The organism is Maritimibacter alexandrii (assembly GCF_005871115.1).
GTDB classification, from domain to species: Bacteria; Pseudomonadota; Alphaproteobacteria; order Rhodobacterales; family Rhodobacteraceae; genus Maritimibacter; species Maritimibacter alkaliphilus.
In genome coordinates, this window is record NZ_SWKQ01000015.1 from 168,053 (window position 1) to 192,131 (window position 24,079).

Consider the following 24,079-nt stretch of genomic DNA (forward strand, 5'->3'; position numbering starts at 1 on the left):
GTTATCTCCGATCAGTAAGACTTTGGAAGTCCAAGGGCTTTTTCTGCTATGAACGACAAAAGCATCTGCGGTGTCACCGGTACGATGCGGAACAGCAGAGCCTCCCGTACCAGTCGCTCCACGTGATATTCCTTGGCGTATCCGAAGCCGCCAAATGTAATTTGCGCGGCTTCGGTCGCCTCGACCGCGGCGTCGGCGGCCAAGAGCTTGGCAGCGTTCGCCTCGACGCCGCAGGGTTCTCCCGCATCGTAGAGGGCTGCAGCGTGCATCACCATGAGATTGGCAGATTCCACCCGCGCCCAGGCTTTGGCGAGCGGATGCTGAACACCCTGATTTTGGCCGATTGGGCGGTCAAAAATCACACGCTCGTTTGCATAATGCGCCGCTCGCGCCAGTGCGTTGCGCGCAATACCTATGCATTCTCCGGCCACCAAGATGCGTTCGGGATTCAACCCGTGCAGAATTTGCCTAAAGCCTTTGCCTTCCTTCCCGATAAGGTCCTCAGCCGGAATCGGCAACCCATCGATGAAAATTTCGTTCGAATCGACAGCCTTTCGACCCATCTTTTCGATCTCTCGCACATCGACGAAATTTCGGTCGAGATCTGTATAGAACAGGCTCAGCCCTTCGGTCGGGCTGCTCACATCCTCAAGCCGCGTTGTTCTCACCAGAAGCAACATCTTGTCTGCCACTTGCGCGGTAGAAATCCAGACTTTTTGCCCGTGCACGACATATCTGTCTCCCCGCCGCACCGCCATGGTCTTCAGCTTTGTGGTGTCCAACCCGGTCGTCGGTTCGGTCACTGCGAAACAGGCCTTTTCATCGCCTGCTATTAGAGGGCCAAGCATACGCGCGCGCTGCTCATCGGTCCCAAACTTCACCACCGGGTTGAGCCCGAAAATATTCATGTGGATGGCCGAGGCGCCGCTCGCGCCGGCCCCCGACTCGGCGATTGCCTGCATCATTATGGTCGCCTCGGTGATCCCCAGACCCGCGCCGCCGACAACTTCTGGCATGGCGATACCTAGCCAGCCGCCATCGGCCATTGCCCTGTGCAGATCATGGGGAAAACCACCGTTGCGATCCCGAACCAGCCAATAGTCGTCGTCGAACCTTGCGCAAATCCGCAGAATCTGGTCGCGAATCTCTTGTTGGTCGGCGGTCAATCGAAATGTCATAGCGCGCGCCCTCCTTCCAATCTTACGAGCCCCGCCTCACATAGGGCAGCGATCCGCTCATCGTTAAAACCAAGATCACGCAGAATGCTTTGGCTGTCTGCACCAGGCGGTCGTCCCAGCCAACGAAGCTGACCGGGCGTCGCGCTGAGATGAGGGACCGGACCAATGACCTGAGTCTGTTCGCCAGCGACCGACACGATATCCCCGCGATGGCGTATCTGCTCGTTCGTCGTGATTTCCTCGACACTCAACACACGCGAGGCAACGGCATCATGGCGGGCGAATACCGCCTCCACTTCCTTAACCGTGCGCTGCGTGACAAAATCATTGATCGCGTCAAAGACCACCGCCATGTGCTGCGACATCTCGCCGAGTGTCGCAAACCGCGGATCATCGGCTAGAGCGTCCCCGCCGACTGCCCGCAACAGCCGGTGCGCGGTTTCCGCGCTTCCTGCGGAAACGGTCAGCCACACCCCATCGGACGTTCGGAACATCCCCCCCGGGGCAAAGTCCATCGGCTGGCGCAGCCCATTGCGCCGCGGCGAGAGGTTCGCGCCCGTCAATGCGGGAACCGGATAATCCATCAACCGAAGCAACGCCTCGTACACCGCAAGATCGACGACCTGACCGCGTGCAATGCCCTTTTCGCGAGCAAATAGCGCGATCATGATTCCCAAAGCGCCCATTAGCCCTGTCGTGCTGTCGGCCGCCGGAAAGCCGGGGTGCATTGGCGGCCCTTCGGGAAAACCGGTCAGATGTGCTAAACCACTCATGGCCTCTGCAGCACGTCCAAACGCTGGCACGTCGCGCATCGGACCGTCCTGTCCGTAACCTGAAACCCGCAAAACAACCAAGTCCGGGTTCCAATCGTGCAAGACGTCTGGTCCAACACCAGCACGTTCTAGCACACCCGGACGGAAATTTTCGATCAGCACGTCGGCATCTTCAATCAACCTGCGCAGGATGTCCCTGCCCTCGTCGGACTTCCAGTCCAGACTTAGAGTTTTCTTGTTGCGGCCCAAAGTCTTCCACCAGACGCCCACCCTGTCCTCTGCCTTGGGTCCAAGGTCGCGCATCATATCCGTTCGGTTGGGGGCTTCGATCTTGATGACATCTGCACCAAAATCCGAGAGTAAAGCTGCCGAAAGTGGTCCGGCAATTACGTGACCAAGTTCTATAATCTTCAGTTGATCAAGGGGTCCAGACATCTGCACTTTCGACTTTTCCATTTTTCTAATGTTTGTTCGAATTCTAGCAAGGGCCAAGTCGGACCTCAAGGTTCAAAGTTGAGCTAATGGGATGAACTGCCTTCCCATTAGCTCAGTCAGCGACGGTTTTCAGGACCGGGTTATGATGGCTGGCGACGAGGGCCGCCTGGAACATGACGTGTCGCAGCTGGCGCCGTCCTCCTCCAATGGCGCGCTTGCCGCGCATGGAGCCGCTGTCATGCGCGATTGGGGCCAGACCCGCGAGCGCGGCGGCCTGCTCACCGGATAGCTGGCCGATTTCGGGCATCTCGGCGATCAGCATAGTGCTGGCGACGGGGCCGTTCCCGGGAACGGAACGCAGGACACGGGCAATCGCAGCCAGGTCATCATCCGAGGCCAGCGTCTGCTCGATCCGAACGTTCAGCTCTGCAATCTGGCGATCGAGAAGGTCTTTCAACTCGGCGTCCATGGCATCGAACATATCCGGCGATCCCAGCTTCCTGTGCGCCTTGATCTGCGCCAGAAGCCGTTTACGTGTCTCGACGAGCTGTCCGCGCTTTGATGTCAACGCCCTGAGAAGGCGTATCTTTTCATGTGGCAACACACGTCCCGCATCCGGTCGGAACGCCATGAAGCGCGCAATGAGTTCCGCGTCGATCCGGTCGGTCTTGGCGCGTGTGCCCCGGCTCGCGGCGAAGGCCTTGATCTGAGCGGGCGGCAATTGCCGGGTCGCAATCCCAGCAGCGTCAAGGGCGGACCACAGACGCCATTACCGGGGGGGATTACCCCAGCCCGCATCTCTCAGCAAAGCCGCGATCCGACGATAGCCGTAGCGGCCATACTGCCGCGCCAGCTCGATCATGTCCGCGACCAGACGCTCCTCATCGGCACGGCCATGCGGCACCTTCCCCTGCGTGGATCGGTGCTGACCCAAGACACGGCAGGCGCGTCTCTCGGACAGATGGAACCGGGTGCGAATGTGATCGATGCAGGCACGGCGGCGAGCGGGGCTCAGAAGTTTCCCTTTGCCGCCTCCGCCAGGATCAGCTTGTTCAAAGTCAGATCCGAGACGGCTTTTCTCAACCGTTCGTTCTCTTTCTGGAGGCGTTTGAGCTCCCTGAGTTGGTCGGTTCCCATCCCGCCATACTGCTTGCGCCGGCGATAATAGGTTTGCTCGGTAATGCGAACCTCGCGGATCGCATCCACCCGGGCCATGCCTTGCCCGACATGCACTTCAACCTGCCGCAGCTTCGTGACAATCTCTTCCGGCTTGTGTCTCTTCGTAGCCATTCTGATCCTCCGTTTTCCTAAACATAACGGCGGACCACTTCAGTGGGGGAGGATCAGCTTTATGGGTCCTGACCCTTCTGTATCTCGGCTTTGCTATTCTGACCCCGTCAGCCGCCTTGGCAGAGGTTGCTGACGGGGCGGTGTTTGGCGTCTGAGCCTTGTGGGTTTGACCACGTTTCCTAGCGAGCCAGCACCGCCTCTCTTCATCGTCTCGAACAGTTGAATGCGGCCGCCGAGGACCGCGGAGCAGAAGGAAGAGAGCATGAATACGGTATCACGGGACCGGATCATTGGCATAGACGTCAGCCGCGATTGGTTGGATATCTACTGTCTACCAGAAGGCAAGCATGCGCGGCTGCCGAACAAGGTTGAAGGGCACGAGCAAGTCGCTCAACTCGCTCGTGAACCGGGCGCGCTGGTTTGCTTCGAGGCCACTGGTGGACAGGAATGGCGTCTGTGGTCCGCCCTTGACACTACTGGGATTGCGACCCGGCAATTGCCGCCCGCCCAGATCAAGGCCTTCGCCGCGAGCCAAGGCACACGCGCCAAGACCGATCGGATCGACGCGGAACTCATTGCGCGCTTCATGGCCTTCCGGCCGGATGCGGGACGTGTGTTGCCACATGAAAAGATACGCCTTCTCAGGGCGTTGATATCAAAGCGCGGACAGCTCGTCGAAACACGTAAACTGCGGATTTCAGAATTACCGGACAGCGATTACGCTAATTCCCGGACAGCCATTTCAGTAATTCCCGGACAGTTCGGGCACGGCTGATCCTCTGCCTGCTGTCATGTTTCGGTTTGCATCGTTTCTGTGTTTCCGGCGGGGGTCAAGTTCCGGTTCTGATCCTGTCGCCGCATGCTGTCTCCCTTGAGGTCGAGGCGGTGTGCGTTGTGGACGACGCGGTCAAGGATGGCGTCAGCGATTGTGGGCTCCCCGATCATGTCGTGCCAGCTCGAGACGGGGAGCTGAGCGGTGATGATGGTGGAGCGTCGCTGATAGCGCTCCTCGAAGAGCTCGAGGAGATCGAGGCGCTGTTGATCGGTCAGTCCATGGGTGCCCCAGTCGTCGAGGATGAGCAGTTGGACGCGGGCCAGCTTGTCGACCAACTTGGGGAAACGCCCGTCGAGGCGGGCCATGGCCATGTCCTCGAAGAGTCGCGGCATTCGGACATAAAGGACGGAATGATCGAGCCGGGCGGCTTGATGGCCGAAGGCGCAGGCCAGCCAGGTTTTGCCAGTTCCGGTCTGGCCGGTGAGAATGATCTGCTCCTTCGCCTTGATCCACTCGCCCTGTGCCAGCGCGAGAACCTGTCGCCGGTCGAGGCCGCGGCTTGCGGCGAAGTTGACGTCTTCGATGCAGGCGTGGGGAAAGCGCATTCTGGCGTTGCGTAGCCGGTTGGCGAAGCGTTTGTCGGCCCTTGTCGAGGCTTCCCGGTCGAGCATGAGGCCGAGCCATTCGTTGCGATCGAGGGCCTGGCCCGGGTCCTGGTCGGCGAGAGTTTTCCAGGCGTCGGCCATGCCCGTCAGGCCGAGGGCGGCCATCTGCTCGAGGGTGGGATGTGTCAGCATGCGATGATCCTTCTGTGCTGAGGGTTATTGGTAGTAGTCGGCGCCACGGATGTTGTCGTGGGCCGGCGTCGCGGTGATCGGCTCTGGTGGTTCCGGGGCCTGATCCAGCCCGGTGACGAGGATGGAGCGCACCGAGGCATAGGAGATGGTTCCGACCGTCATGGCGCGGGCGCAGGCGGCTTCCAATCTGTCTGCCCCGAACTGCCGTTGCAGCCCGAGCACGCCGAGGGCCGATCGATAGCCTTGTTCGGGGTGCGGTCTGTCGCGCATCAGGCGCTCGACGAGCGCGGCGGTGTGATAGCCGGTCCGGGCGGCCCGACGGATGAGGCTTTCCGGCGTCATGCCTCCATGGCGTTGATGAGCCTTCGGCATATGTTCCTTGATGGTGGTGTGGCCGCCACGCGGACCGCGGCGGCGATGCACGGCCACCTGCTGGGTGTTGTGGAAGATCTCGATCATGCGGTGGGTCAGGCGCACATCGACCTGCCGGCCGATCAGGCGGTGGGGCACGGAATAGAAGCGATGGAGCACCTCGATATGGTAGTCGGGATGCACCTTGGCCTGCTTCCACTCCGCATACTCGAACGGCGTGTCGGGCAAGGGTCTCAGCGCGGCGCGTTCGATCCCTTCAAAGAGGTCCTGCCGCGAGCGGCCCAGCCGCCGCATGGTCCGCGCATTGAGGTCCTCGAGCAAAGCAGCAATGGCCACGTTTAGCGCCTCGACGGAAAAGAATTGCCGGTTGCGCAGCCGGGCCAGAATCCAGCGCTCCACGATCAGCACTGCGCCCTCGACCTTGCCTTTGTCGCGGGGTTTGCGCGGCCGCGTAGGCAGCACGGTCGTGTCGTAATGCGCCGCCATGTCGGAGAAGGTCTTGGTGACTGACGGCTCGAACCAGAGCGGCTTGGCCACGGCCGCCTTGAGATTGTCGCACACGATCGCCTTGGGCACCCCGCCGAAGAACTTCAGCGCGCGGACCTGGGCATCGATCCAGTCAGGCAGCCTTTGGCTGAGGCTCGCCCAGGCGAATGTATAGTTGGATGTGCCGAGCACGGCGACGAAGATCTGGGCGAGGTGCTCCTGACCTGTCGCGGGGTCGATTACCGGGATGGTATGGCCCGCATAGTCGGTCTGCATCACCGCGCCGGCCTCATGGCGGTTGCGATACCGAGGGCTGATCCGGTTCTCGAAAGCCCTGTAGTGTTCGCAGAACCAGGTGTAGCCATAGCCGTCGGGATGCGCCGCCCGGTATTCCTCCCAGAGCAACGCCAGCGTCACGCCCTTGCGCTTCATCTCCGCGGCCATCTTCGGCCAGTCCGGTTCGGTCATATCCCGGGGTGGGCGGCCAACGCGCTGGAACAGGACCTGCTTCAGCGTCACATCGTCATCCCGGCCCGACGGAAGAGGCCAGCAGTCCAGCCCGGCTTCCCGGGCCCGGTTCCGGTAGGTCGCCACGGTTGTCTTGCTGAGCTTCAGGCGCGCGGCAATCTCGCGTGCCGAAAGCCCCTGTTCATGCGTCAAACGCAGTATCGTTCGTATGTCTTGCACCGTTGTGCGCCTCGCTCGTTTCCGTCTCGGCATGATCCCTCCCGGTCCTGTTCAAGACCGGCAGAATGCCGTGACGGCGCAGGCGATGACCAACCGTGTCCGAGCCTCCCCGGAACTGTCCGGGAATTTGCGAAATCCCTGTCCGCGTTTTACCGAAACGCGTGTCCGGGAATTACCGAAATGCGTGTCCGGGAATTTGCGAAACCCGCACGTAAACGGCTTTTGGCGCAGATCAAGGCGCACGGGAAGCTGGGATCGCCGGATATGTTCGATGCCATGGATGCCGAGTTGAAAGACCTTCTCGATCGCCAGATTGCAGAGCTGAACGTTCGGATCGAGCAGACAATAGCCTCGGATAATGACCTGGCTGCGATTGCCGATGTCCTGCGCTCCGTTCCCGGGATCGGCCCCGTCGCCAGCACTATGCTGATCGCCGAGATGCCCGAACTCGGCCAGCTCTCCGGTGAGCAGGCCGCCGCGCTCGCGGGTCTGGCCCCAATCGCACATGACAGCGGCTCCATGCGCGGCAAGCGCGCCATTGGAGGAGGACGGCGCCAGCTGCGACACGTCATGTTCCAGGCGGCCCTCGTCGCCAGCCATCATAACCCGATCCTGAAAACCTTCGCTGACCGCCTGCGAGCCGCGGGAAAGCCACACAAGGTTGTCATCACAGCCGTCGCACGCAAGCTCGTCACGATTGCGAACGCGCTCTGCAAAAACCGTCAGAAATGGGCCGACCAGGCCACCTGACAGATACAGTTGCTAGTAAGCACGGTTGTAGGCTCGGGACACGTCTGGGGCACGAACACCATCACCAATGGATATTACGTGTTTCATCGTACGAGAAACAGCGCAATTTCAGGGAAGATCGCCAGCAAGGCAATAAAGATCAGCATTCCCGCAACGAACGGCAGACATCCGACGAAGATCTTTCCAAGAGGAACGTTCGGAGCAACAGTCTTGATGACATACACATTGACTCCAAGCGGCGGCGTAATCAGCCCAATTTCGGCGACAATGATAATGTAGATCCCGAACCACACTGGGTCGATTCCAAGGGACAATGCGATCGGGAACAAGATGGGCACCGTCAGTATCAGCATCCCAAACAGGTCCAGAACGCAGCCCAAAACAAGATACAATAGTGTAACGGCAATGATGAACGGGAAATAACCAAGCTCCATACCGAGCATCCACCCAGTAAGTGCTTCTACAAAACCTGTCTGCACAAGAAACCGCGTAAACAGCGTGCCGCCTACGATGATCAGGAAAAGCATAGTTGTAAGCAGAGCAGCATCGGTGAGGGATTCACGGATCGCCGAAATGCTCAGACTTTTTTGCGTGGCGCCAAGTAGCAAAACCGCTATCACGCCGATAATCGCACCTTCAGTCGGCGTGAATACACCGAGATAAAGCCCTCCGAGGAGAAATCCAAATAGACCCAGCACGGGCAGCACATGCAACAACGCGCGAAACCGTGCGGACGTGGAGGGGATGTCGACCGGATCACCGCCCTGCTCTGGGCGAACTTTTGCAATGAAAACGATGATTGCGGCGAAGAGCAGAGCGATCAAGATACCGGGGATGACACCTGCGATAAATAAATCCCCGATCGACGTCTCGGTCATCAAACCGTAGAAAATCATGATGATGCTGGGAGGAATCAGGATTCCAAGGGTCCCAGAAGAAGACATGACACCCGTTGCGAGCGGCTGACCATATCCGTACCTCCGCATTTCCGGGATGATGATAGCCCCCATCGTGCGGGCAGTTGCAGTACTCGAACCACTGACGGCACCAAATCCGGCACACGCGAACACGGCGGCTACAGCAAGACCTCCAGGTAGCCAACCCAACCAATAGGAAGCTGCGCGGAACAGGTTTCGGGCAATCCCGGTGTGGTAAATGAGGTTACCCATCAAAATATAGAATGGGATTGCAATCAAGACGAATTTGGTGCCCTCTGACCAAAAGGCCAGCGTCATTTGGGTCATTGCTGTCGACAGAGACCCGACCAAAGCCAATCCGCCGACACCGACGGCCAACAAACTAAGCCCGATAGGCACACCCACCACGATCAGCACGATCAATAGGATGAAAGCGGAAGCGCCAAGCGTAATCATTTTGGATCTCCATCGAGATGACAGGCAGGCTTTCTGGAAAACGCTTTGGCCAGCGCCAACAGTGCGCAAAACATCACTATTGAACCCAGAATCGCGCGGAACCAACTCAATGGAAGATTCAGGTCGGTTGACCTCTCATTGAACAAGATCATCAGCTCGATGTCATAGCGACATTGAATCGCAATTAAGACAGAAACGATCAGCACGAGTATCCATACGGCTCTAGCAAGCACTTCATTGAACGCGTTGCCCATGATCGCAGTTAGGAAGTCGGCCTTGATATGAACGCCGCGCTGCCAACTTTCCGGCAGGGCGAGAACAATCGCCAGGAATAGAACTAGCGTTGCACCTTCCTGTGCCCAAATCAAAGGCGCGTTGAAGAAGTAGCGACGGACAACGTCTATGCCGATCAGCGCGACGATGCCTGGCAAGCAGATAAAGGCAGATACCGCAAACAGGCCACGCGAAAGAACCGTCAGATAACGCATAATTTCCACCTTGGTCAGAATGTGTGGCCCCGCCCAAAAGACGGGGCCGTGTTCTCGCTCAATGGGTTGCTTCAGCGCAGGCCATCTACAGGCGGAAGAGCTAGGATCTCTTCGTCAGTCATTGCCGCGTACTTGTCACGCAGCGCGCTCATTTCCGCGACAAATTGCGCGGCTTCGCTTCCTTCTCCACCATTGGCTTCGACAAAATCGTCCCACATCGGCGAAAGAAGTTCGTCGATCCTTGCCTGATCCTCCTCACTCGGAACCACGATTGAAACGCCTTCTTTTTCCATCTCAGTCAGGGCGTTTTCCGAGAGCTCGGTATACATCCGGGCATAATCGTATCCTGCTTCGGAGCCCGCCTGCGCGATCACTTCTTGCAACTCAGGCGTCAGGCCCTCGTAAAATGGCGCGCTGACCGCATGAGGAACTGCGATACGTGCTACGCCGGTCTGGTAATAATGATCGCCGACCTCAATCATTCGGTAGGCGACCATGTCGGCCGCCGCGAGAATGATCCCATCGACCACCCCCTGTTGGAAGGCGGTATAGGCGTCCGTGATTGACATGGTAACGGGGATTGCCCCCAAACGTTCAACGATCTCAGTTGCGGTTGAGCCCCCTGCACGAATGCGCAGCCCTTTCAGGTCGTCGAGGGAATTGATCGGGCTGGATGCCAGAATATCGTAGCTAGGGGTGGACGCATTGAAGGCAAGACGAACGCGCATGCGCTCATATTCGTCCCGCAGGTGGCTTGCGTAAAGCTCGTCCATGACCCGTACGGTCGCGATGTCACTTGCAGGCAGTGCACCAGGGAGGCCAAGGCCGTGAAACAGCGAGAAACTGCTTGCCTGGTAGAGTGGCCAAGCAGAGGTGATGTCGGTAATCCCCGTCGCGGCAGCCCGAAACCCGTCAGACACCGGATGCAGGACTTCACCAGGGTAACGTTCGACCTCAAATTCCCCATCGCTGAGCTCTTCAAGCCGATCAGCATACGGCGCCATGACGTTCTGCCACGCGGCCGAGGTCTCCGGTTGGTTATAGGAAAGCCGCAATTGCGTTTCTGCAGTGGATGCCGTGCCAAAGAGCGCAAGACTAACAGCAAGCCCCGCTGCCTTGAACGTTTTGAGTTTCATGATCTTCTATCCTCCCATAGGTATGCCGGTCTCCATTCCTCCGGCGTTTGATGGACGTGAAATGTCCCGGCTAAACGGAACTGTGATCAGGCGCGCGCGCCAGATGCGTGCTGACCGGCAATGAAACCGAAGGTCATGCCCGGCCCAAGTGTGATGCCGCCACCGGAATAATTACCCCCCAAGACGCTCGCCATGTCGTTGCCGACGGCATAGAGGCCGTCGATCGCTTCACCGGTTTCATTCAGGACGCGCGTGTGACGATCTGTACGAAGACCAGCAAAAGTGCCAATACTTCCCGGTATGACGCGAACCGCATAGAACGGTCCGTCCTTGATTGGAGCCAAACACGGGTTTGGTTTGACCTCCGGGTCACCATGGAAACGGTTGTAAGCCGTACTGCCGCGCCCATACTCTGTATCGGTCCCGGTCGGAACATCATCGTTGATGCGTGCAACCGTCGCCTCGAAGCCGTCTATGTCGATGCCGGAATTTCGGGCGAGATCCTCAAGTGTATCGCCTTTGACGAGGTATCCAGACTTGATCGAAGGACCGAGGGGCATTGGTGCTGGCTTCACGTGTCCGAGCCCATAGTTCCGGATGGTTCGATGATCGCAAATCAGGAAGGCTTCCGCCGGTTCACCACGTGGCGTCGCAGCCTCCAAGCCCTGAACGAAATCATGATAGCTGTTTGCCTCGTTGACGAACCGTTTACCATTGCGGCGTACCGCAATCACACCGGGCTTACCGCGGTCGATGAAGTGCGGGAACGGCCCCTTCGTGCCATCCGGCCTGGGGACAAGGCTGGTTGGAGCCCACGCGCCGGCATTCGGGTAATCCATCAGGGTTGCCGCCCCGATCGTTTCTGCCATGCGCAACCCGTCCCCGGTGTTGCCAGGACTCGCTGCGGAGACATGCTCCCCTTCCGCGGAAGCGTGTTTATATAGCGATTGCCGCCGGGCGATGTCCTGCGGAAAGCCGCCGCAGGCCAGAACCACGCCCTTTCTCGCCATGACCCGCCGCATCCCATGCGGCGTATGCATGGCCGCTCCAATGACTTTCCCGTCGTCTGCTCGAATGAGCGATTTCAGCGGGCTTTCGAGCATCACTTCAACCCCTGCGTCGCGGGCTGAGCGGTACAGGCGTGCTGCGAGAGCATTCCCGTTTGTGAGCATCTGGGATCGGCCGGTGATCGCTTTGTCTACACCGTACTTGGCCAATCGCCGAGACACGTAAAGGAATGATTCGGGGCGCTTGAATGCGCGATAGAAATGCCAAAGTTCCTTGCCCGAGCCGATCGCCAGCCCGAATAGCGTCAGTTCCTGCCGCGGCGGTCGAAGCTTCTCTATGTCGGCGCCCAGCATGGAGGCCTTGGCTGGCTTGACCAAGATCGATCGACCACCTGCGGTGCCCCCGGGCGCATCCGGATGGTAGTCAGAGAAAGCCGGCGAAGCTTCGAAATGCACATGGGTATTTTTCTCCATGAACTCAATCATCTCAGGGCCAGCGTCGAGAAAGGCTTCCGCCCGGTCCGCATCGAACTGATTACCAGCTTCGTGCCGGATATAGGCGAGTGCTGCCTCTTTGTTGTCATCGACCCCTGCGTCGCGACTAAAAGGATTGTTGGGAACCCACAGATACCCCCCGGAAAGAGCCGTAGTTCCGCCAAACACTGGTTCCTTTTCAGCGACAAGCACGTCGAGCCCATTCTTCGCCGCAACAATCGCTGCTGTCATCCCGCTGGCACCTGAGCCGGCGACAAGCAGATCGCAGGTGATTTCCCGAAGATCTTGGTCGGCTTTGGTCATGATGTTCATCTCTTTTGTCTTGAGTTCAGTTCGCCAAGTATCCGCCATCTACTGGAAGCATGGTTCCGGTGACGTAGTTGGATAACTGAGAGGCAAGGAACAGGACTGGGCCGACCAATTCTTCCGGATCTCCAACACGCCCCATAGGTGTGTGGATCATGAAACGTTCCATGGCCTCCGGATTGGCACGGGTTACTTCGGTCATTGGCGTCGCAATGACACCCGGAGCTATGCCGTTGACACGCACCCCGCTTGTCGCGAGATCGCAAGCCAGCGCTTTTGTCAATTGCATGATCCCGCCTTTAGACGCGGCATAGCTGGCGGAGTTTCGATAGCCGACAAACGACGCAATCGAGCCAACGTTTATGATCCGGCCTCTGGTCGACCTGAGCTGTTCGAGAAACGCGACGACCGTATTGGCCGAGCCTTTGAGGTTAATGTCGAGCTGCTGGTCCAGGTGCGCCAGAAAATCTGGCTCGCTCGGTGCCGTTCGGCGCGTGATACCTGCATTATTGATAAGGATCGAAGCCGGGCCAAAACCCTCTTGCACATCGAGCGCAAGCTTGGCGCAGGCTGTCCTGTCCGACACGTCAAGTTCAAAGCCAGCCGCACGGCCGCCTCGCCCGTTGATCTGATCAGCAGTCTTTCGCGCTCCGTCCTCGTTGATATCAACGACCGCGACTGACGCTCCGGCCGCTGCGAGGCCCGCAGCTATCGCGGCACCATTTCCCTGCGCGCCGCCAGTCACAACGGCCACCTCACCGACGAGCAGCCCTTTCACTGCGTCCTGCACTGCAACTTCTCCTCCAGCCCATGGCAAAGCAATATACTATGCTATGCGGGATTGTTATTACGTACATCGTAACATTTATCGCTTCGCGGAACCTTGCTTACGATTTGAATTCATGTCAAGAGAGAATTCAGAACAGCGCCGCGGCGCTGAAGGAGAAGGAACAACAAGAGAATGGATGGGATCGCGTCACCGCAAGAAACCGCTTCGAAGCCAGACAAGAGCGGCGTCCAGTCCGTTGAAGTGGCTGGGAAAATTCTGGAGGTATTGATCCAGGCCGACGGGCCCATGAAGCTCGCAGAGATCGCGAACGGCGTCGCTATGCCCTCGGCGAAAGTCCATCGTTACCTTGTCAGCCTGATCCGTACTGGGTTGGCAATGCAATCGAGCGATACATCCAAATATGATCTTGGGCCGGCGGCTTTCCAACTTGGCGTAAAGGGATTCGCCCGCTTCGAACCCCTGAAGCTGGCCGAATCCGTATTGCGTGACCTGGTAGACATGGTCGGAGAAACCGCGGCCCTCGCCGTGTGGACGGAAAAAGGTCCCACAATGATCCGCGTGATCGAGGCCCATCACGATCTCGCAACCACAATCGCGCCAACACATCATTGCCCGCTAACCTTTTCGGCGACAGGCATCCTGTTTGCCAGCTACGAGGAGGCGGCGCGCACCAACGCAGCGATCGATCGAGAACTTGAACAGAATAGGAACTCGGGTCGTCGGAACGCCCCGCGCGACCGGGGCGCGCTTGCGGAAATCATCGCCGAAACTAGGGACCGAGGGTTCTCGGCCATGAATGATGGCGGCGGCGATGGTTTCGGTGCGGTAAGTGCGCCCGTATTTGATGTCACAGGACGCCTCCAAATGGCCTTGACCGTGTTCGGTCGCAGCGGACGGTTGGATACAGGCCCCGAGAGTAGCCTCGCACGACTTGTTCTGAGAAGCGCGCGATCAATCTCGGAAACGTTCGGTCATCGCCATGCGGTCTGACCCTTTCATGCACCTTGTTGCATGGGTCGCCGATTTCGGCGAGAACGTGCGCCCTGTGATATTCATGGGAGCGTGTGATGCCGCACAAATTCAACGCTGGTCGGCGCGATAAGTTTCCCAAGGCGAAATACACGGTGACCAATTGGTCGGACTACAATAAGGCTCTGCGGCGACGTGACGATCTGGCTTGCGGATGGGGCCGCCGGGAAATGGCTTGCGCCGAAGCGAAAGGGTCGCGGTGGTCAGCCGAAATATTCGGACTTCGCGATTGAGACCTGTCTGACGCTGGGGCTGATCTTTCACCAGCCGTTGCGTCAGACCCAAGGGTTCGTCCGGTCGCTACTTGGACTGATGGGCATGGAGTTGCCGGTTCCAGACTTCTCGACCTTGTCGCGGCGGGCGATTGGCCTCTCGGTTGTGGACGACAGGCCGCAATCCAGTGGCCCCATCACGCTGATCGTGGATAGCACGGGCCTGAAGATCCATCGCGGTTCAGGCTGGCAGGAAACCAAGCATGGGGCGGGAAAGACACGCAAATCCTGGCGCAAACTGCACATCGGGTACGATCCTAACAGCGGCGAGATCGTTGCCCTGCTGCTGACCACCGACCATGTCGGGGATGAAACCGCATTGCCCGAACTCATCGCCGTGATCGAAAACCCGGTGGCCCGCGTCCTTGCAGACGGAGCCTAGAACGGTGCCGGAGTTTTCAACTGTTTGACCGAAGCCTTCGGGACAGACCTCGAGATCACCATCCCGCCGCCGATAACCGCCGTCCTCGGCCTGAGCGATGGTCGCGACGCTCACATGGAGCATATCGCCGAGCAAGGCCGAATGGCGTGGCAGGCAGCGACAGGGTACAATGATCGCGCCCTCGTCGAAGCCCAAATCGGGCGCCGCAAGTTCGTCATCGGCCCAGAGCTGAACGCTAGGGAAATGAACCGCCAAGTCACAGAAAACCAGATCGCCACAAAATCACTCAACCGCATGACCCGACTTGGTCGTGCGGTCTTCAAGCGAGCTGCATAGTCACTTGGGGAACGGGGCGACTGCGCCCATATTCTGACCCATGCAACAAGCTGGTCCTGCACGACATTCTCCGTTCCGCCGCCGAAGCCCTGACACGGGGCGCGCCGACCAAGGACGTTCTGGACGAGGCGCGCAGCCGTCTCGCCGTGGCTGGGTTCACGGATGTCGATTACCTCGACCTGTGCAGCGACCCCGACCTCACCCCCATGTCCGCCGCCACCGGGCCCGGTCGCCTCCTCCTCGCCGCATGGCTCGACGGGGTACGCCTCATCGACAACGTGGCGGTCCAGCCGACGGGTGGAACCGGGACCGCCCGCCCCCTTACAAACGCCTGTTCATCAATCTCGCCATCTCGGTGATGGCAGATGCAAGCGCGGAGCGAATGCTCTGGTCCTCCATCGAATGCCCTGCGGGCGACACGACCCGAACGCTCGAACCCGTCCATCTGGAGGCAACGGCATACGAAGTCTCCGGCGGGCACAAAAGATCGTAACGGCCCTGGATCAGGATACCGGGCAGCCCGTTCAGCCTGTGAACCTGTTCGATGAGCGGCGCGTCGAGGAAACAGTGGTTGCGGAAGTAATGCGCCTCGATGAACGGGGTGCGCGGCAAGGGCCTGTCGCCCCGCGCCGACAGGTCCTCCGACAGGCAGGGCACGTCCGGCGACAGTACCGACAGAACCCGTTCGGTGTCGTGCCACGCGATCGAAAACGGCCGGTGAACCGCCGGGTCCGCGTCGAGGATGCGATCCCAATAGGCATCCAGAACGCGCGAGCGATCATCCTCAGGCAACAACCCGACGAAGTCGGCATGGAGCTGCGGATAGAACCGCGGAAGGCTGGACAGGAACGCCCGTTCAAGTTCGTGGCGCGTGCCGAGGAAGACGGCCCGAAGCACCATCGCGCCGACCCGATCCGCGTGCGCCGTCGCATAGGCAAGCGCCAGCGTCGCGCCCCACGACCCGCCGACCACCATCCAGCGTTCGATCCCGAACCTCTCTCGGATGCGTTCGATGTCCGCCAAAAGATGCGGTGTCGTATTGGCGTGGAACTTGTCGTCGAACCGGCTCAGTCCCGCCCCGCGCTGATCGAAGGCGATGACGTGAAAACGGCTCGGATCGAAAATACCAAGCTGGCTTTCCTGCACCCCTGACCCTGGTCCCCCGTGCAGATAAAGCGCCGGAATACCGCCCGGATTGCCATAGCTGCGAACGTGGAACTCGTGCCCGTCACCGACAGCGAGGTCTTCTCGGGTCAGCTCCTTCATGCCCGACGCTATTCGCCGGGCATGGGGGTCAGGTAATTCCGATACGCGAAAGACATATCGTCCGCCGCGGCCTCGGTTTCGGCAACGCGGAAGATCTCGTCATGGAGCGGCGAAAAGGAACAGGCCGGATCGGTCGCCCCGGCATCGCCGGCAAGGGCGAACGCCTGACACCGGCACCCGCCGAAGTCCTCTTCGCGATGCTCGCAGCTTTTACAGGGTTCGGCCATCCAGTCGGTGCCGCGATACCGGTTGAGCGCGGGCGAGTGATCCCAGATCCACGCCAGCGAATGATCCCGCACACTGTCGAAGTCCAGCCCGGTGATCGTTTCGGCGGCATGACATGGCAGCACTTTTCCGGCGGGCGAAATGTTGAAGAACTGACGCCCCCAGCCCCCCATGCAGGTCTTGGGCCGAACCGCGTAATAGTCCGGCACCACGTAGTCGATCATCAGGATACCGCGCAGACGCTCTTCGGCCTCGGCCACGATGCGGTTGCAGGTCTCGATCTGCTCCATCGTGGGCATCAGCGCGGCACGGTTGCGCAGCGCCCAACCGTAATACTGCACGTTGGCGACCTCGATCCGTTGCGCACCCAGTTCGACGGCCATGTCGATCATCTCGGGCAGTTGATGCAGGTTCTGACGGTGCATCACGGCGTTCACCGTCAAAGGGAAACCCGCCTCGCGCGTCAGACGCGCCGCCTCGAGCTTCTTGGCGTGACCGTTCCGATACCCCCCTACCCTATCGGCGGTTTCGCTCTCGCTGCCCTGAAAACTGATCTGGACATGGCTCAACCCGGCCTCAGCCAGCGCGGCAAGCCGCTCGCGCGCCAGGTTCACGCCAGAGGTGATGAGGTTCGAATAAAGCCCCGCGTCGGTGGCCGCCGCGACCAGTTGGACGATGTCGCGACGCGCCATCGGTTCGCCGCCCGAGAAATGCACCTGCAAAACGCCCAGTTCCGCCAGCTCGTGCAGAACTCGGACCCAGTCTTCGGTCGCAAGCTCGGCCGCCGGACGCTCGAGGTTCAGGGGATTGGAGCAATAGGGGCATTGCAGCGGGCAACGATGCGTGACTTCCAGCAACACCGCGACGGGCAGCCCATGGGTCGTGCCGACGCCGGGCGCCAGTTTGCTGTCTGGTTCGTGAAAGCTGGTATCCATCATGCCCCTGTTTCAAAGGATTGGAGATAACCCTGCGTGGCAAGATCCTGCACCATGACGATCACGTCCGCCTCGATCCGGTCGATTGGGGCGGCATAGATCTCGGCAAGCACCTCGCAGACCTGATGCACGCTGCGTGTCCCGTCGCACAGTTGCAGGACGCGCACGGCGATGTCGTCGGGGGTCAGGATGCGCTCGGGCGCCAGCAGCAGCCACATCTCGCGCAGCTTGTCGAACTTCAACTGCACATGCCGGGGCAGCGCCACCACCGTATCCGGACGAACGACCAAGGGCTTGCGCTCGGACATCACCGTCATCGTCATGCCTCGACCTGCGGCCTGAACACGCCGGGCGGCGGGAAGCCCGACACATAGGCATGGTAAAGCGCGTCCAATTGCACCCACAGAACCTGCGTCTTGAACAACAGGGCATCGCAGACCAGCGCCCGCTCCTCCGGTGTTTTGGCATTCTGCTTCACGAAGTCGAGCGCAAAGGCCGCGTCACGCGGCGCCTGCGACAGCCGGCGCTTGAAATAGGTCATGATCTCGGGACGGATAAAATCATAGTGCTCAAGCATCCCGGATATCCGCTGTTCGTGAAGCTGCGGCGCGAAAAGTTCCGTCAGCGACGACGCAATGGCTTCCAGCGGGCTCCGGTCCCGCACGAAATGGACATAGGCATCCACCGCGAACCGCGTCGCGGGCAAGATACCTTGCGTCGATTCCACGTAGTCGCGCGAAATGCCCAGCCCGTCCGTTAGCTGCAACCAGCGTTCGATACCGCCCTCGCTCTCCGGCGCGCCATCATGGTCTTCGATGCGGTGCCGCCACTCAACGCGGGTAAGACGATCGGTGAATCGCGACACGATGATCGCATCCTTCAGCGGGATCGAGCTTTGGTAGTAATATCGGTTGATGGCCCATGCTTGCACGTGACCCTTGGTCAGCCGACCGCCGTGCAGCATGTCGTGAAACGGGTGCAGGTTGTGGTAGCGGGTTTCCCCGATCAACCTGAGCCGCTCTTCCATCGCCTCCGCGCTCTCGAGCGGCATGTCGGGGATCTGTGGAAACTCTCTGAAATCGAGGCTCATAGTGTGACCTTCTGGCCCTGTCTCGCAACGATCCAGCCCGCCTCTTCGACGCTGCTGCGTTCGGGCGAATCCGGCAGGTTGGCAGGGTTCGAGTTGTTGACGTGGATAAAGAACCGGCGCTTGACGCCGAGATCGCGAAACGCCTCAACTACCCCGTCAGGACCCGACATCGACATATGGCCCATGCGCTGACCCGTTTTCTGACCAAGCCCGGTGACCAGCAGTTCGTCGTCGCGCCAGAGGGTGTCGTCGAAGAACACGACTTCGGCCCCGCGCAAACGGTCCGCCAACGACTGGTCCAACCCGGCGCAAGCGGTGATGACGAACACCTTCCGCCGGTCCGGCCCGGTGATCTCCAGCCCCAGCGTATCGCCCGGAACGTCCCGCTGATGCCCGTGGCTCGTCTTTTCCAGATACCAGGCGGATTTGCCAGGCACCTCGAACGCCTCGACGGTCATCCCAGTCGGCGTCCCGTCTTGCAGCACAAGCTCGAACGGCGTTCCGATTTTGATTGCGCGACGGGGGACGGTCTCGCGGTCCAGCACGTTGAAAATGCTGTTCTGCTCCAGAACGCTCAAGACCCGGTCATGCGCCCAGATCCCGAAGTGCGACCCTTCCCGCAACGACAAAAGCCCCACGAGGGCATCGACCTCGCCATTGGCGAGCAGGACACCCGCAATCGGGCTGTCGCGAAGCTTTCCATTGCGCGGATGCAGTTCGGGTATGTCATTGATCTGCTGGCGCAGGTCAGGCGACGCATTCACCAGAAACCAGTTCTCGCCGTCCGCGCTGAAGGCAAGCGAGGCCTGCCCGTCCGCCAGCGATGAATCGTGCCGTGCGGCCTGACACGACGCGCAGTTGCAGTTCCACTGCGGAACCCCTCCACCCGCCGCGCCACCAAGCACGATCAGTCTTAGGGTCAGGACTCATAGCCATTAGATGACGGTGGCGGCGAGTGCGATTGCCGAGAGGAAGACCTTTGGGCATCTGTCGTATCGTGTCGCCACGCGTCGCCAGTCTTTCAGTCTGCCGAACATGATCTCGATACGGTTGCGCCGTTTGTATCGGCGCTTGTCGTACTTCACGGCTTTTTTGCGCTGCTTTCGACCGGGTATGCACGCGCGTATCCCTTTGTCTTTCAGTGCTTCCCTGAACCAGTCGGCGTCATAGCCACGATCCCCAAGCAGCCAGTCGACCTTTGGCAGGCTGCTGAGCAATGCCCGCGCACCGATGTAATCGCTGACCTGACCGGCGCTGACGAACAGGTTGAGCGGTCGCCCCTGGCTGTCGCAGATGGCATGCAATTTGGTGTTCATGCCGCCTTTGGTTCGGCCGATCAGGCTGATCCTCCCCCACTGGAGTGGTCCGCCGTTATGTTTAGGAAAACGGAGGATCGGAGCTCACCCCGTTTCTGGTCCGGGTTTCATGCGACCTTTCGGGTGTCGTTCAGTTGGCAGCCTTCCTCAGTCAGAATGCTGCTGGAGCGGGCAGAGCGCCTCGGCCTCTTGTAGGCGCTAATGGTCGGCAAACCACTCTGTTCGCTCGGCCAAAATCTTCCAGAATCATCGCTTCAATTGGACGAAAGCCACGTAAATATCCAACAAAGCCTTTGGGTTAGTTCGCGCGAGCAGAAAATATCTCGAAGGGTATCGGCTTCGCTAGATACGACTTTTATCATTTTAATCAATGCGTTATCTAGCGCAAGCCCCGCGGGGCCAAATTGGTGCTGTGGATAACTTTTCCACTACATCTAGATTCTTCTTGCCGGACTCAGATGTTCGTGGCATTTCCATTCTGACGGCAAAACGCGTCAGACGTGGCTTCGACCGTCAGAACGACAAAGAGCCTTAGCAAAGGCCACGAGAGGCGGCAGAACATGGATGATCGAAATACGGGCTACGCGCAAGGCATAGGCTCTTCCGACATCGGAGCATTCGCAGACAGTCTTGCTGAGTCGCTTGACCGGCAGATGAAAGTTGCGTTCGAGCCAGAAGAACGCAAGTCCTTGCGCCGCTTCAGCTCGACCGAGGTCGCCGAGTTGCTGCGCGTCAGTACGTCGAACCTGCGCAACCGCCACAAAGATGGCAGCTTCCCAGAAGTTCACACTGACGGTCGCGGTCATAGGTTCTACACGGCCGAAGAAGTTGACGACCTCCGCAACATTTTGGCGCGGACAGGCAAAAATGCTGACGCGTACAGACCTGGCCGCCGAGACGGCGACCGTCTTCAGGTCATTTCGGTCGTGAATTTCAAAGGCGGCAGCTCGAAGACAACAGCGACGATCCATTTGGCACACAGGTATGCCCTGCGTGGCTACCGCGTGCTTGTGCTTGACCTCGACCCACAAGCCAGTTTGACGACATTTTTCGGCTTCCGGCCTGAGCTCGAATTTGCCGAAGGCGGCACGATCTACGACGCATTGAGATACGATGATCAGGTTCCGCTCTCGGAGGTCATCCAGAAAACATACTTTCACAAGCTCGACATGGTCCCGGCTGGCTTGATGTTGTCCGAGTATGAAACCGAGACAGCGAACGCCCTTGCGCGCAGGGTTCAGCCGATTTTCGCGGAGCGTCTTGCTCTGGCGTTAGAGGAAGTCGATTCCGATTACGACATCGTGCTGATCGATTGCCCTCCGCAATTAGGCTTCCTGACATTGACAGCATTGGCAGCATCCACGGGCCTGCTCGTGACGGTGGTCCCCGGCATGCTCGACATCGCTTCTATGAGCCAGTTTCTCAAGCTTGCTTCGGAAACCGTCAAAGCCGTCGAAGAGGCGATTGGACGGCATGTCACTTGGGACTTCGTAAAGTTCCTGATCACACGCTACGAGCCGTCGGACGGACCACAAACGCAAATGGCCGGCTACCTGCGTTCAATCCTCGCGGGCCAAGTCATGACTGAGCCGATGCTGAAGTCGACGGCGATTTCTGACGCCGGCATGACTCAGCAAACCATCTACGAGGTAGACCCGAGCCAGCTCATTCGAAAGACCATTGATCGGGCTTTGACCAGCGTGAACAGCGTTGCCGATGAGCTGGAGCAGACAATCCAAATGGCATGGGGACGTCGCTGATGGCCCGAAATATCTTCAACCAACCTCCGAAGGACGAGAAAGACTCGTCAGCCCCCTCCCCTGCCCCGGTCAAATCCTCGAAGCTACCTGGCTCGGTTGGCGGATTGCGGGATTCTCTCCGGGAAATCACTGCCAACTCAATCCGAGATATCGAGCCCGACCGGATCGATATGGATGGTCTCCGGGATCGCCTGATCCTGGAAGATAGTAGCATTGAAGATCTCGCCGAAAGCATTCGCAAGCATGGTCAGCAAGTGCCGATCATGGTTCGCCCCTCTGACCAACCGGATCGATACCGCATCATCTACGGGCGTCGCAGACTTGCAGCCGTTCGAAGAGTTGGTGGAACTGTCAAAACGATTGTTCGAACGCTCGATGATGATGCTTCTCTGATCGCGCAAGGTCAGGAAAACAACCTGCGGCTGGATCCGTCCTTCATTGAAAAATCTCTTTTTATCAAAGAGATGCAAGAGGCCGGTTATAAGCCTGGCGTCATTCAGGACGCCCTAGGCCTCACCCGGCAAGGTGTGTCGAACCATCGTGTAGTCATCGAGCAGCTACCTGACGAACTTGTCCGGCTTATCGGCCCGGCTCATGGCGTAGGTCGACGCCAATGGGGTGATCTTGCTGCACTTTCGGAGAAGGTTCCGCTTGTCGACATTGCGCGTGAGACACTTGCCTCTCTGCCTGACAGCACTCCAAGCTCGGACAAGTTTCAAGCCATCTATGTCGCTTGCTCCAGCAAGGCGCGTGGTGCAGCCAACCAAAGCCCACGTGGCCAAACGACAGTGGTAAAGGACAATAGTGGTAGCCCTGTCGGCACACTTTCAGTCGATGGCAAGTCGATCGCTATCAAGATCACCCGCAAGGACAACCCGGAGTTCGGCCAATGGCTCGAAGAGCGCGCGGAAACCACGCTGCGACAGCTTTTTGAACAATGGCAGAATGAGAGAGGCTCGGGGAGCTGATCCCCGGTCATAACCAAAAACACGAGCAGAGGAGAAAGGCGAAGACCAAAAAGAAAAGAGCCCCCCAAGGTTTCCCCCGGAGAGCCCTCATCATCTGATTAGCACCTATGATGTAGCAATCTCCAACATACCGGTCAAGAGTCACCGATTCGGTGGACATTTTTTTGTTGCCTTTTCTCGCCAAAAACAGCGAGAAGAGCCGGGGAAGTTGTGGGCCGCAACGGTCGTCGTTCAACAAACATGACATTCACAAAGCTTTCCGTTCAGACCTTTGGCGTCGACAAGGGCACCCCCGCCACGTCCACACCTGAAACCGACATCTGGGCAGTCTTCCGCGCGCTCAGAGACACTCGCAGCCTGTTCGGTCTCCGTCCAGGACATGTTCAAACGCTCCAGGCGATGCTGAGTTTTCTCAAGCCTGGGCACGGAGACACGGTATTCGCTTCCAACGACGAGATCTGCCGTCGAGTTGGCGGGATCGATGAACGAACCCTCCGTAGGCACATCGATCGCTTTGTTGAACTCGGCTTCATGAAGCGCCACGACAGCCCAAATCGCAAAAGATACCGAGTGAAGTCGTCCGAAGGTCTATCCATTAGCTATGGCTTGTCACTGGCTCCGTTGCTCGCGCGGGCCGGCGAACTACTTGCGGCAGCCCAAGCGATGGAAAACGCTCGTCGGGATCGCGTGTTTTTGCGAAAGCAAATCCTAACCAAACTTGCGCAGATCGACGAAGCTAACCCCGAGAACGAACTCACTCATCAGGTACGCCGAGTTCTTCGGAGGAAGCTCTCGATCGCGGAGTATCATGCTTTGCTCGACGAACTGGAAGCCCAATGCAAACAGATGTCCACCGCGGTGGACGCACCAGAAACAATGAAACTGCCCGCCAATGACGGGCGAACTGTCCGGCACCATTCTAAGTCTAAAAAAGAACAAAAAGATTTAGAAAGCGGGACCGACAGCGAAACACTTCCCTTGCAAACGCTCACAACCGTTTGTGACCAAGCTACATCGTTCGCGACGAACTCGCTTAGAAACTGGCACGATGTCGAAAGCCACGCCAGAACACTCGCTCCAATGATGGGAATCCACGAAAGCACCTTCGAAAAGGCTGCTAGGAAGATAGGCTCTCAAAAAGCATCATGCGCCATCTTCATAATTCTCCAGATGAGCAACCGCATCCGAGACTTTGGAGCGTATTTCCATAGCATCACGCTCGGTCACAGAGAAACTGACTTCAATCCATCACTGTTGCTGGAGAGGCTTTCTCGTTCTAGGGCAGCTACTGCGTGACGTCCACCGCGGTGGACGTGCTGAGAGGTAGAGAGGGGCTGTGAAAGGGGTGACGGGAAGTGAGTT

At 59.0% G+C, this 24,079-nt stretch carries 24 protein-coding genes and 2 pseudogenes; 9 read left to right on the forward strand and 17 right to left on the reverse strand.

Annotated elements, in window-relative coordinates; translation table 11 throughout:
- Positions 1-11: 11 nt before the first annotated feature.
- The 4 genes and pseudogenes from FCT00_RS19490 to FCT00_RS19505 form a co-directional block, all read right to left on the reverse strand.
- Entirely contained in the window at positions 12-1,178 is a 1,167-nt protein-coding gene (locus tag FCT00_RS19490) for an acyl-CoA dehydrogenase family protein (protein WP_171043057.1), read from the reverse strand.
- Positions 1,175-2,407, reverse strand: a complete 1,233-nt coding sequence (locus tag FCT00_RS19495; protein WP_235889219.1) for a CaiB/BaiF CoA transferase family protein — start codon at positions 2,405-2,407, stop codon at positions 1,175-1,177. The genes FCT00_RS19490 and FCT00_RS19495 overlap by 4 nt, the downstream gene beginning before the upstream one ends.
- 91 nt (positions 2,408-2,498) lie before the next feature.
- Positions 2,499-3,149: a transposase gene (locus FCT00_RS19500; RefSeq protein ID WP_268920937.1), complete on the reverse strand. Its 651-nt coding sequence runs from the start codon at positions 3,147-3,149 to the stop codon at positions 2,499-2,501.
- Between the two features lie 24 nt (positions 3,150-3,173).
- A pseudogene (locus tag FCT00_RS19505) lies at positions 3,174-3,676 on the reverse strand (transposase); the annotation flags it as partial.
- Positions 3,677-3,938: 262 nt separating this feature from the next.
- Here FCT00_RS19505 and FCT00_RS19510 point away from each other — a divergent pair.
- A complete protein-coding gene (locus tag FCT00_RS19510) occupies positions 3,939-4,451 on the forward strand; it encodes an IS110 family transposase (protein ID WP_171043058.1) in 513 nt (170 codons plus the stop codon).
- A gap of 14 nt (positions 4,452-4,465) precedes the next feature.
- Here FCT00_RS19510 and istB read toward each other — a convergent pair whose 3' ends face one another.
- Complete coding sequence (gene istB / locus FCT00_RS19515; RefSeq protein WP_138424313.1) at positions 4,466-5,248, reverse strand: IS21-like element helper ATPase IstB; 783 nt, start codon at positions 5,246-5,248, stop codon at positions 4,466-4,468.
- A 24-nt stretch (positions 5,249-5,272) separates the two neighbouring features.
- Complete coding sequence (gene istA / locus FCT00_RS19520; protein ID WP_138424314.1) at positions 5,273-6,826, reverse strand: IS21 family transposase; 1,554 nt, start codon at positions 6,824-6,826, stop codon at positions 5,273-5,275.
- 189 nt (positions 6,827-7,015) lie between these two features.
- On the opposite strand from istA, the gene FCT00_RS19525 reads away from it, so the two are divergent.
- Complete coding sequence (locus FCT00_RS19525; RefSeq protein WP_171043059.1) at positions 7,016-7,543, forward strand: transposase; 528 nt, start codon at positions 7,016-7,018, stop codon at positions 7,541-7,543.
- 83 nt (positions 7,544-7,626) lie between these two features.
- Here FCT00_RS19525 and FCT00_RS19530 read toward each other — a convergent pair whose 3' ends face one another.
- The 5 genes from FCT00_RS19530 to FCT00_RS19550 form a co-directional block, all read right to left on the reverse strand.
- The gene (locus tag FCT00_RS19530; RefSeq protein ID WP_138424316.1) at positions 7,627-8,916 is read right to left on the reverse strand and encodes a TRAP transporter large permease; all 1,290 of its coding nucleotides are present in this window, start codon (positions 8,914-8,916) and stop codon (positions 7,627-7,629) included.
- Positions 8,913-9,404, reverse strand: a complete 492-nt coding sequence (locus tag FCT00_RS19535) for a TRAP transporter small permease (RefSeq protein ID WP_138424317.1) — start codon at positions 9,402-9,404, stop codon at positions 8,913-8,915. Before FCT00_RS19535 ends, FCT00_RS19530 begins: the two co-directional genes overlap by 4 nt.
- A 71-nt stretch (positions 9,405-9,475) precedes the next feature.
- Positions 9,476-10,540: a TRAP transporter substrate-binding protein gene (locus FCT00_RS19540; RefSeq protein ID WP_138424318.1), complete on the reverse strand. Its 1,065-nt coding sequence runs from the start codon at positions 10,538-10,540 to the stop codon at positions 9,476-9,478.
- Between the two features lie 86 nt (positions 10,541-10,626).
- Positions 10,627-12,354, reverse strand: coding sequence for an FAD-dependent oxidoreductase (locus FCT00_RS19545; protein ID WP_235889221.1), 1,728 nt, complete (start codon positions 12,352-12,354; stop codon positions 10,627-10,629).
- A gap of 16 nt (positions 12,355-12,370) precedes the next feature.
- The gene (locus FCT00_RS19550; protein WP_235889223.1) at positions 12,371-13,138 is read right to left on the reverse strand and encodes an SDR family NAD(P)-dependent oxidoreductase; all 768 of its coding nucleotides are present in this window, start codon (positions 13,136-13,138) and stop codon (positions 12,371-12,373) included.
- Positions 13,139-13,309: 171 nt separating this feature from the next.
- On the opposite strand from FCT00_RS19550, the gene FCT00_RS19555 reads away from it, so the two are divergent.
- The 4 genes from FCT00_RS19555 (at position 13,310) to FCT00_RS19565 (ending at position 15,516) form a co-directional block, all read left to right on the forward strand.
- A complete protein-coding gene (locus tag FCT00_RS19555) occupies positions 13,310-14,128 on the forward strand; it encodes an IclR family transcriptional regulator (RefSeq protein WP_138424319.1) in 819 nt (272 codons plus the stop codon).
- A gap of 174 nt (positions 14,129-14,302) precedes the next feature.
- Positions 14,303-14,821: an IS5 family transposase gene (locus FCT00_RS21705; RefSeq protein WP_235889225.1), complete on the forward strand. Its 519-nt coding sequence runs from the start codon at positions 14,303-14,305 to the stop codon at positions 14,819-14,821.
- Positions 14,822-14,845: 24 nt separating this feature from the next.
- Complete coding sequence (locus FCT00_RS21710) at positions 14,846-15,157, forward strand: hypothetical protein (RefSeq protein ID WP_235889226.1); 312 nt, start codon at positions 14,846-14,848, stop codon at positions 15,155-15,157.
- Positions 15,158-15,222: 65 nt separating this feature from the next.
- Entirely contained in the window at positions 15,223-15,516 is a 294-nt protein-coding gene (locus FCT00_RS19565) for a pantoate--beta-alanine ligase (RefSeq protein ID WP_268920938.1), read from the forward strand.
- On the opposite strand, the gene FCT00_RS19570 is transcribed toward FCT00_RS19565, so the two are convergent.
- The 6 genes and pseudogenes from FCT00_RS19570 to FCT00_RS19595 all read right to left on the reverse strand — a co-directional run.
- Entirely contained in the window at positions 15,479-16,423 is a 945-nt protein-coding gene (locus FCT00_RS19570) for an alpha/beta fold hydrolase (protein WP_138424320.1), read from the reverse strand. The genes FCT00_RS19565 and FCT00_RS19570 overlap by 38 nt on opposite strands.
- A gap of 8 nt (positions 16,424-16,431) precedes the next feature.
- Positions 16,432-17,586 (reverse strand): pyrroloquinoline quinone biosynthesis protein PqqE, encoded by a 1,155-nt coding sequence (pqqE, locus tag FCT00_RS19575; RefSeq protein ID WP_407943662.1) that lies wholly within the window; start codon positions 17,584-17,586, stop codon positions 16,432-16,434.
- Positions 17,583-17,906 carry a pyrroloquinoline quinone biosynthesis peptide chaperone PqqD gene (gene pqqD / locus FCT00_RS19580; RefSeq protein ID WP_138424322.1) on the reverse strand — a complete coding sequence of 108 codons (324 nt, stop codon included), beginning with the start codon at positions 17,904-17,906 and terminating at the stop codon, positions 17,583-17,585. The genes pqqE and pqqD overlap by 4 nt, the downstream gene beginning before the upstream one ends.
- The gene (pqqC, locus tag FCT00_RS19585) at positions 17,903-18,673 is read right to left on the reverse strand and encodes a pyrroloquinoline-quinone synthase PqqC (RefSeq protein ID WP_235889228.1); all 771 of its coding nucleotides are present in this window, start codon (positions 18,671-18,673) and stop codon (positions 17,903-17,905) included. Before pqqC ends, pqqD begins: the two co-directional genes overlap by 4 nt.
- Positions 18,670-19,578: a pyrroloquinoline quinone biosynthesis protein PqqB gene (gene pqqB, locus FCT00_RS19590; protein WP_235889230.1), complete on the reverse strand. Its 909-nt coding sequence runs from the start codon at positions 19,576-19,578 to the stop codon at positions 18,670-18,672. Before pqqB ends, pqqC begins: the two co-directional genes overlap by 4 nt.
- A 30-nt stretch (positions 19,579-19,608) precedes the next feature.
- Positions 19,609-20,025 (reverse strand): annotated as a pseudogene (locus tag FCT00_RS19595) (IS5 family transposase); the annotation flags it as partial.
- Positions 20,026-20,549: 524 nt separating this feature from the next.
- On the opposite strand from FCT00_RS19595, the gene repA reads away from it, so the two are divergent.
- The 3 genes from repA to repC all read left to right on the forward strand — a co-directional run bounded on the left by repA (position 20,550) and on the right by repC (position 24,013).
- Positions 20,550-21,749 (forward strand): plasmid partitioning protein RepA, encoded by a 1,200-nt coding sequence (gene repA, locus FCT00_RS19605; RefSeq protein ID WP_028288490.1) that lies wholly within the window; start codon positions 20,550-20,552, stop codon positions 21,747-21,749.
- Positions 21,749-22,717, forward strand: coding sequence for a plasmid partitioning protein RepB (gene repB, locus FCT00_RS19610; RefSeq protein WP_235889232.1), 969 nt, complete (start codon positions 21,749-21,751; stop codon positions 22,715-22,717). The genes repA and repB overlap by 1 nt, the downstream gene beginning before the upstream one ends.
- 240 nt (positions 22,718-22,957) lie before the next feature.
- Entirely contained in the window at positions 22,958-24,013 is a 1,056-nt protein-coding gene (gene repC / locus FCT00_RS19615; protein WP_138424326.1) for a plasmid replication protein RepC, read from the forward strand.
- The last annotated feature ends 66 nt before the right edge of the window (positions 24,014-24,079 follow it).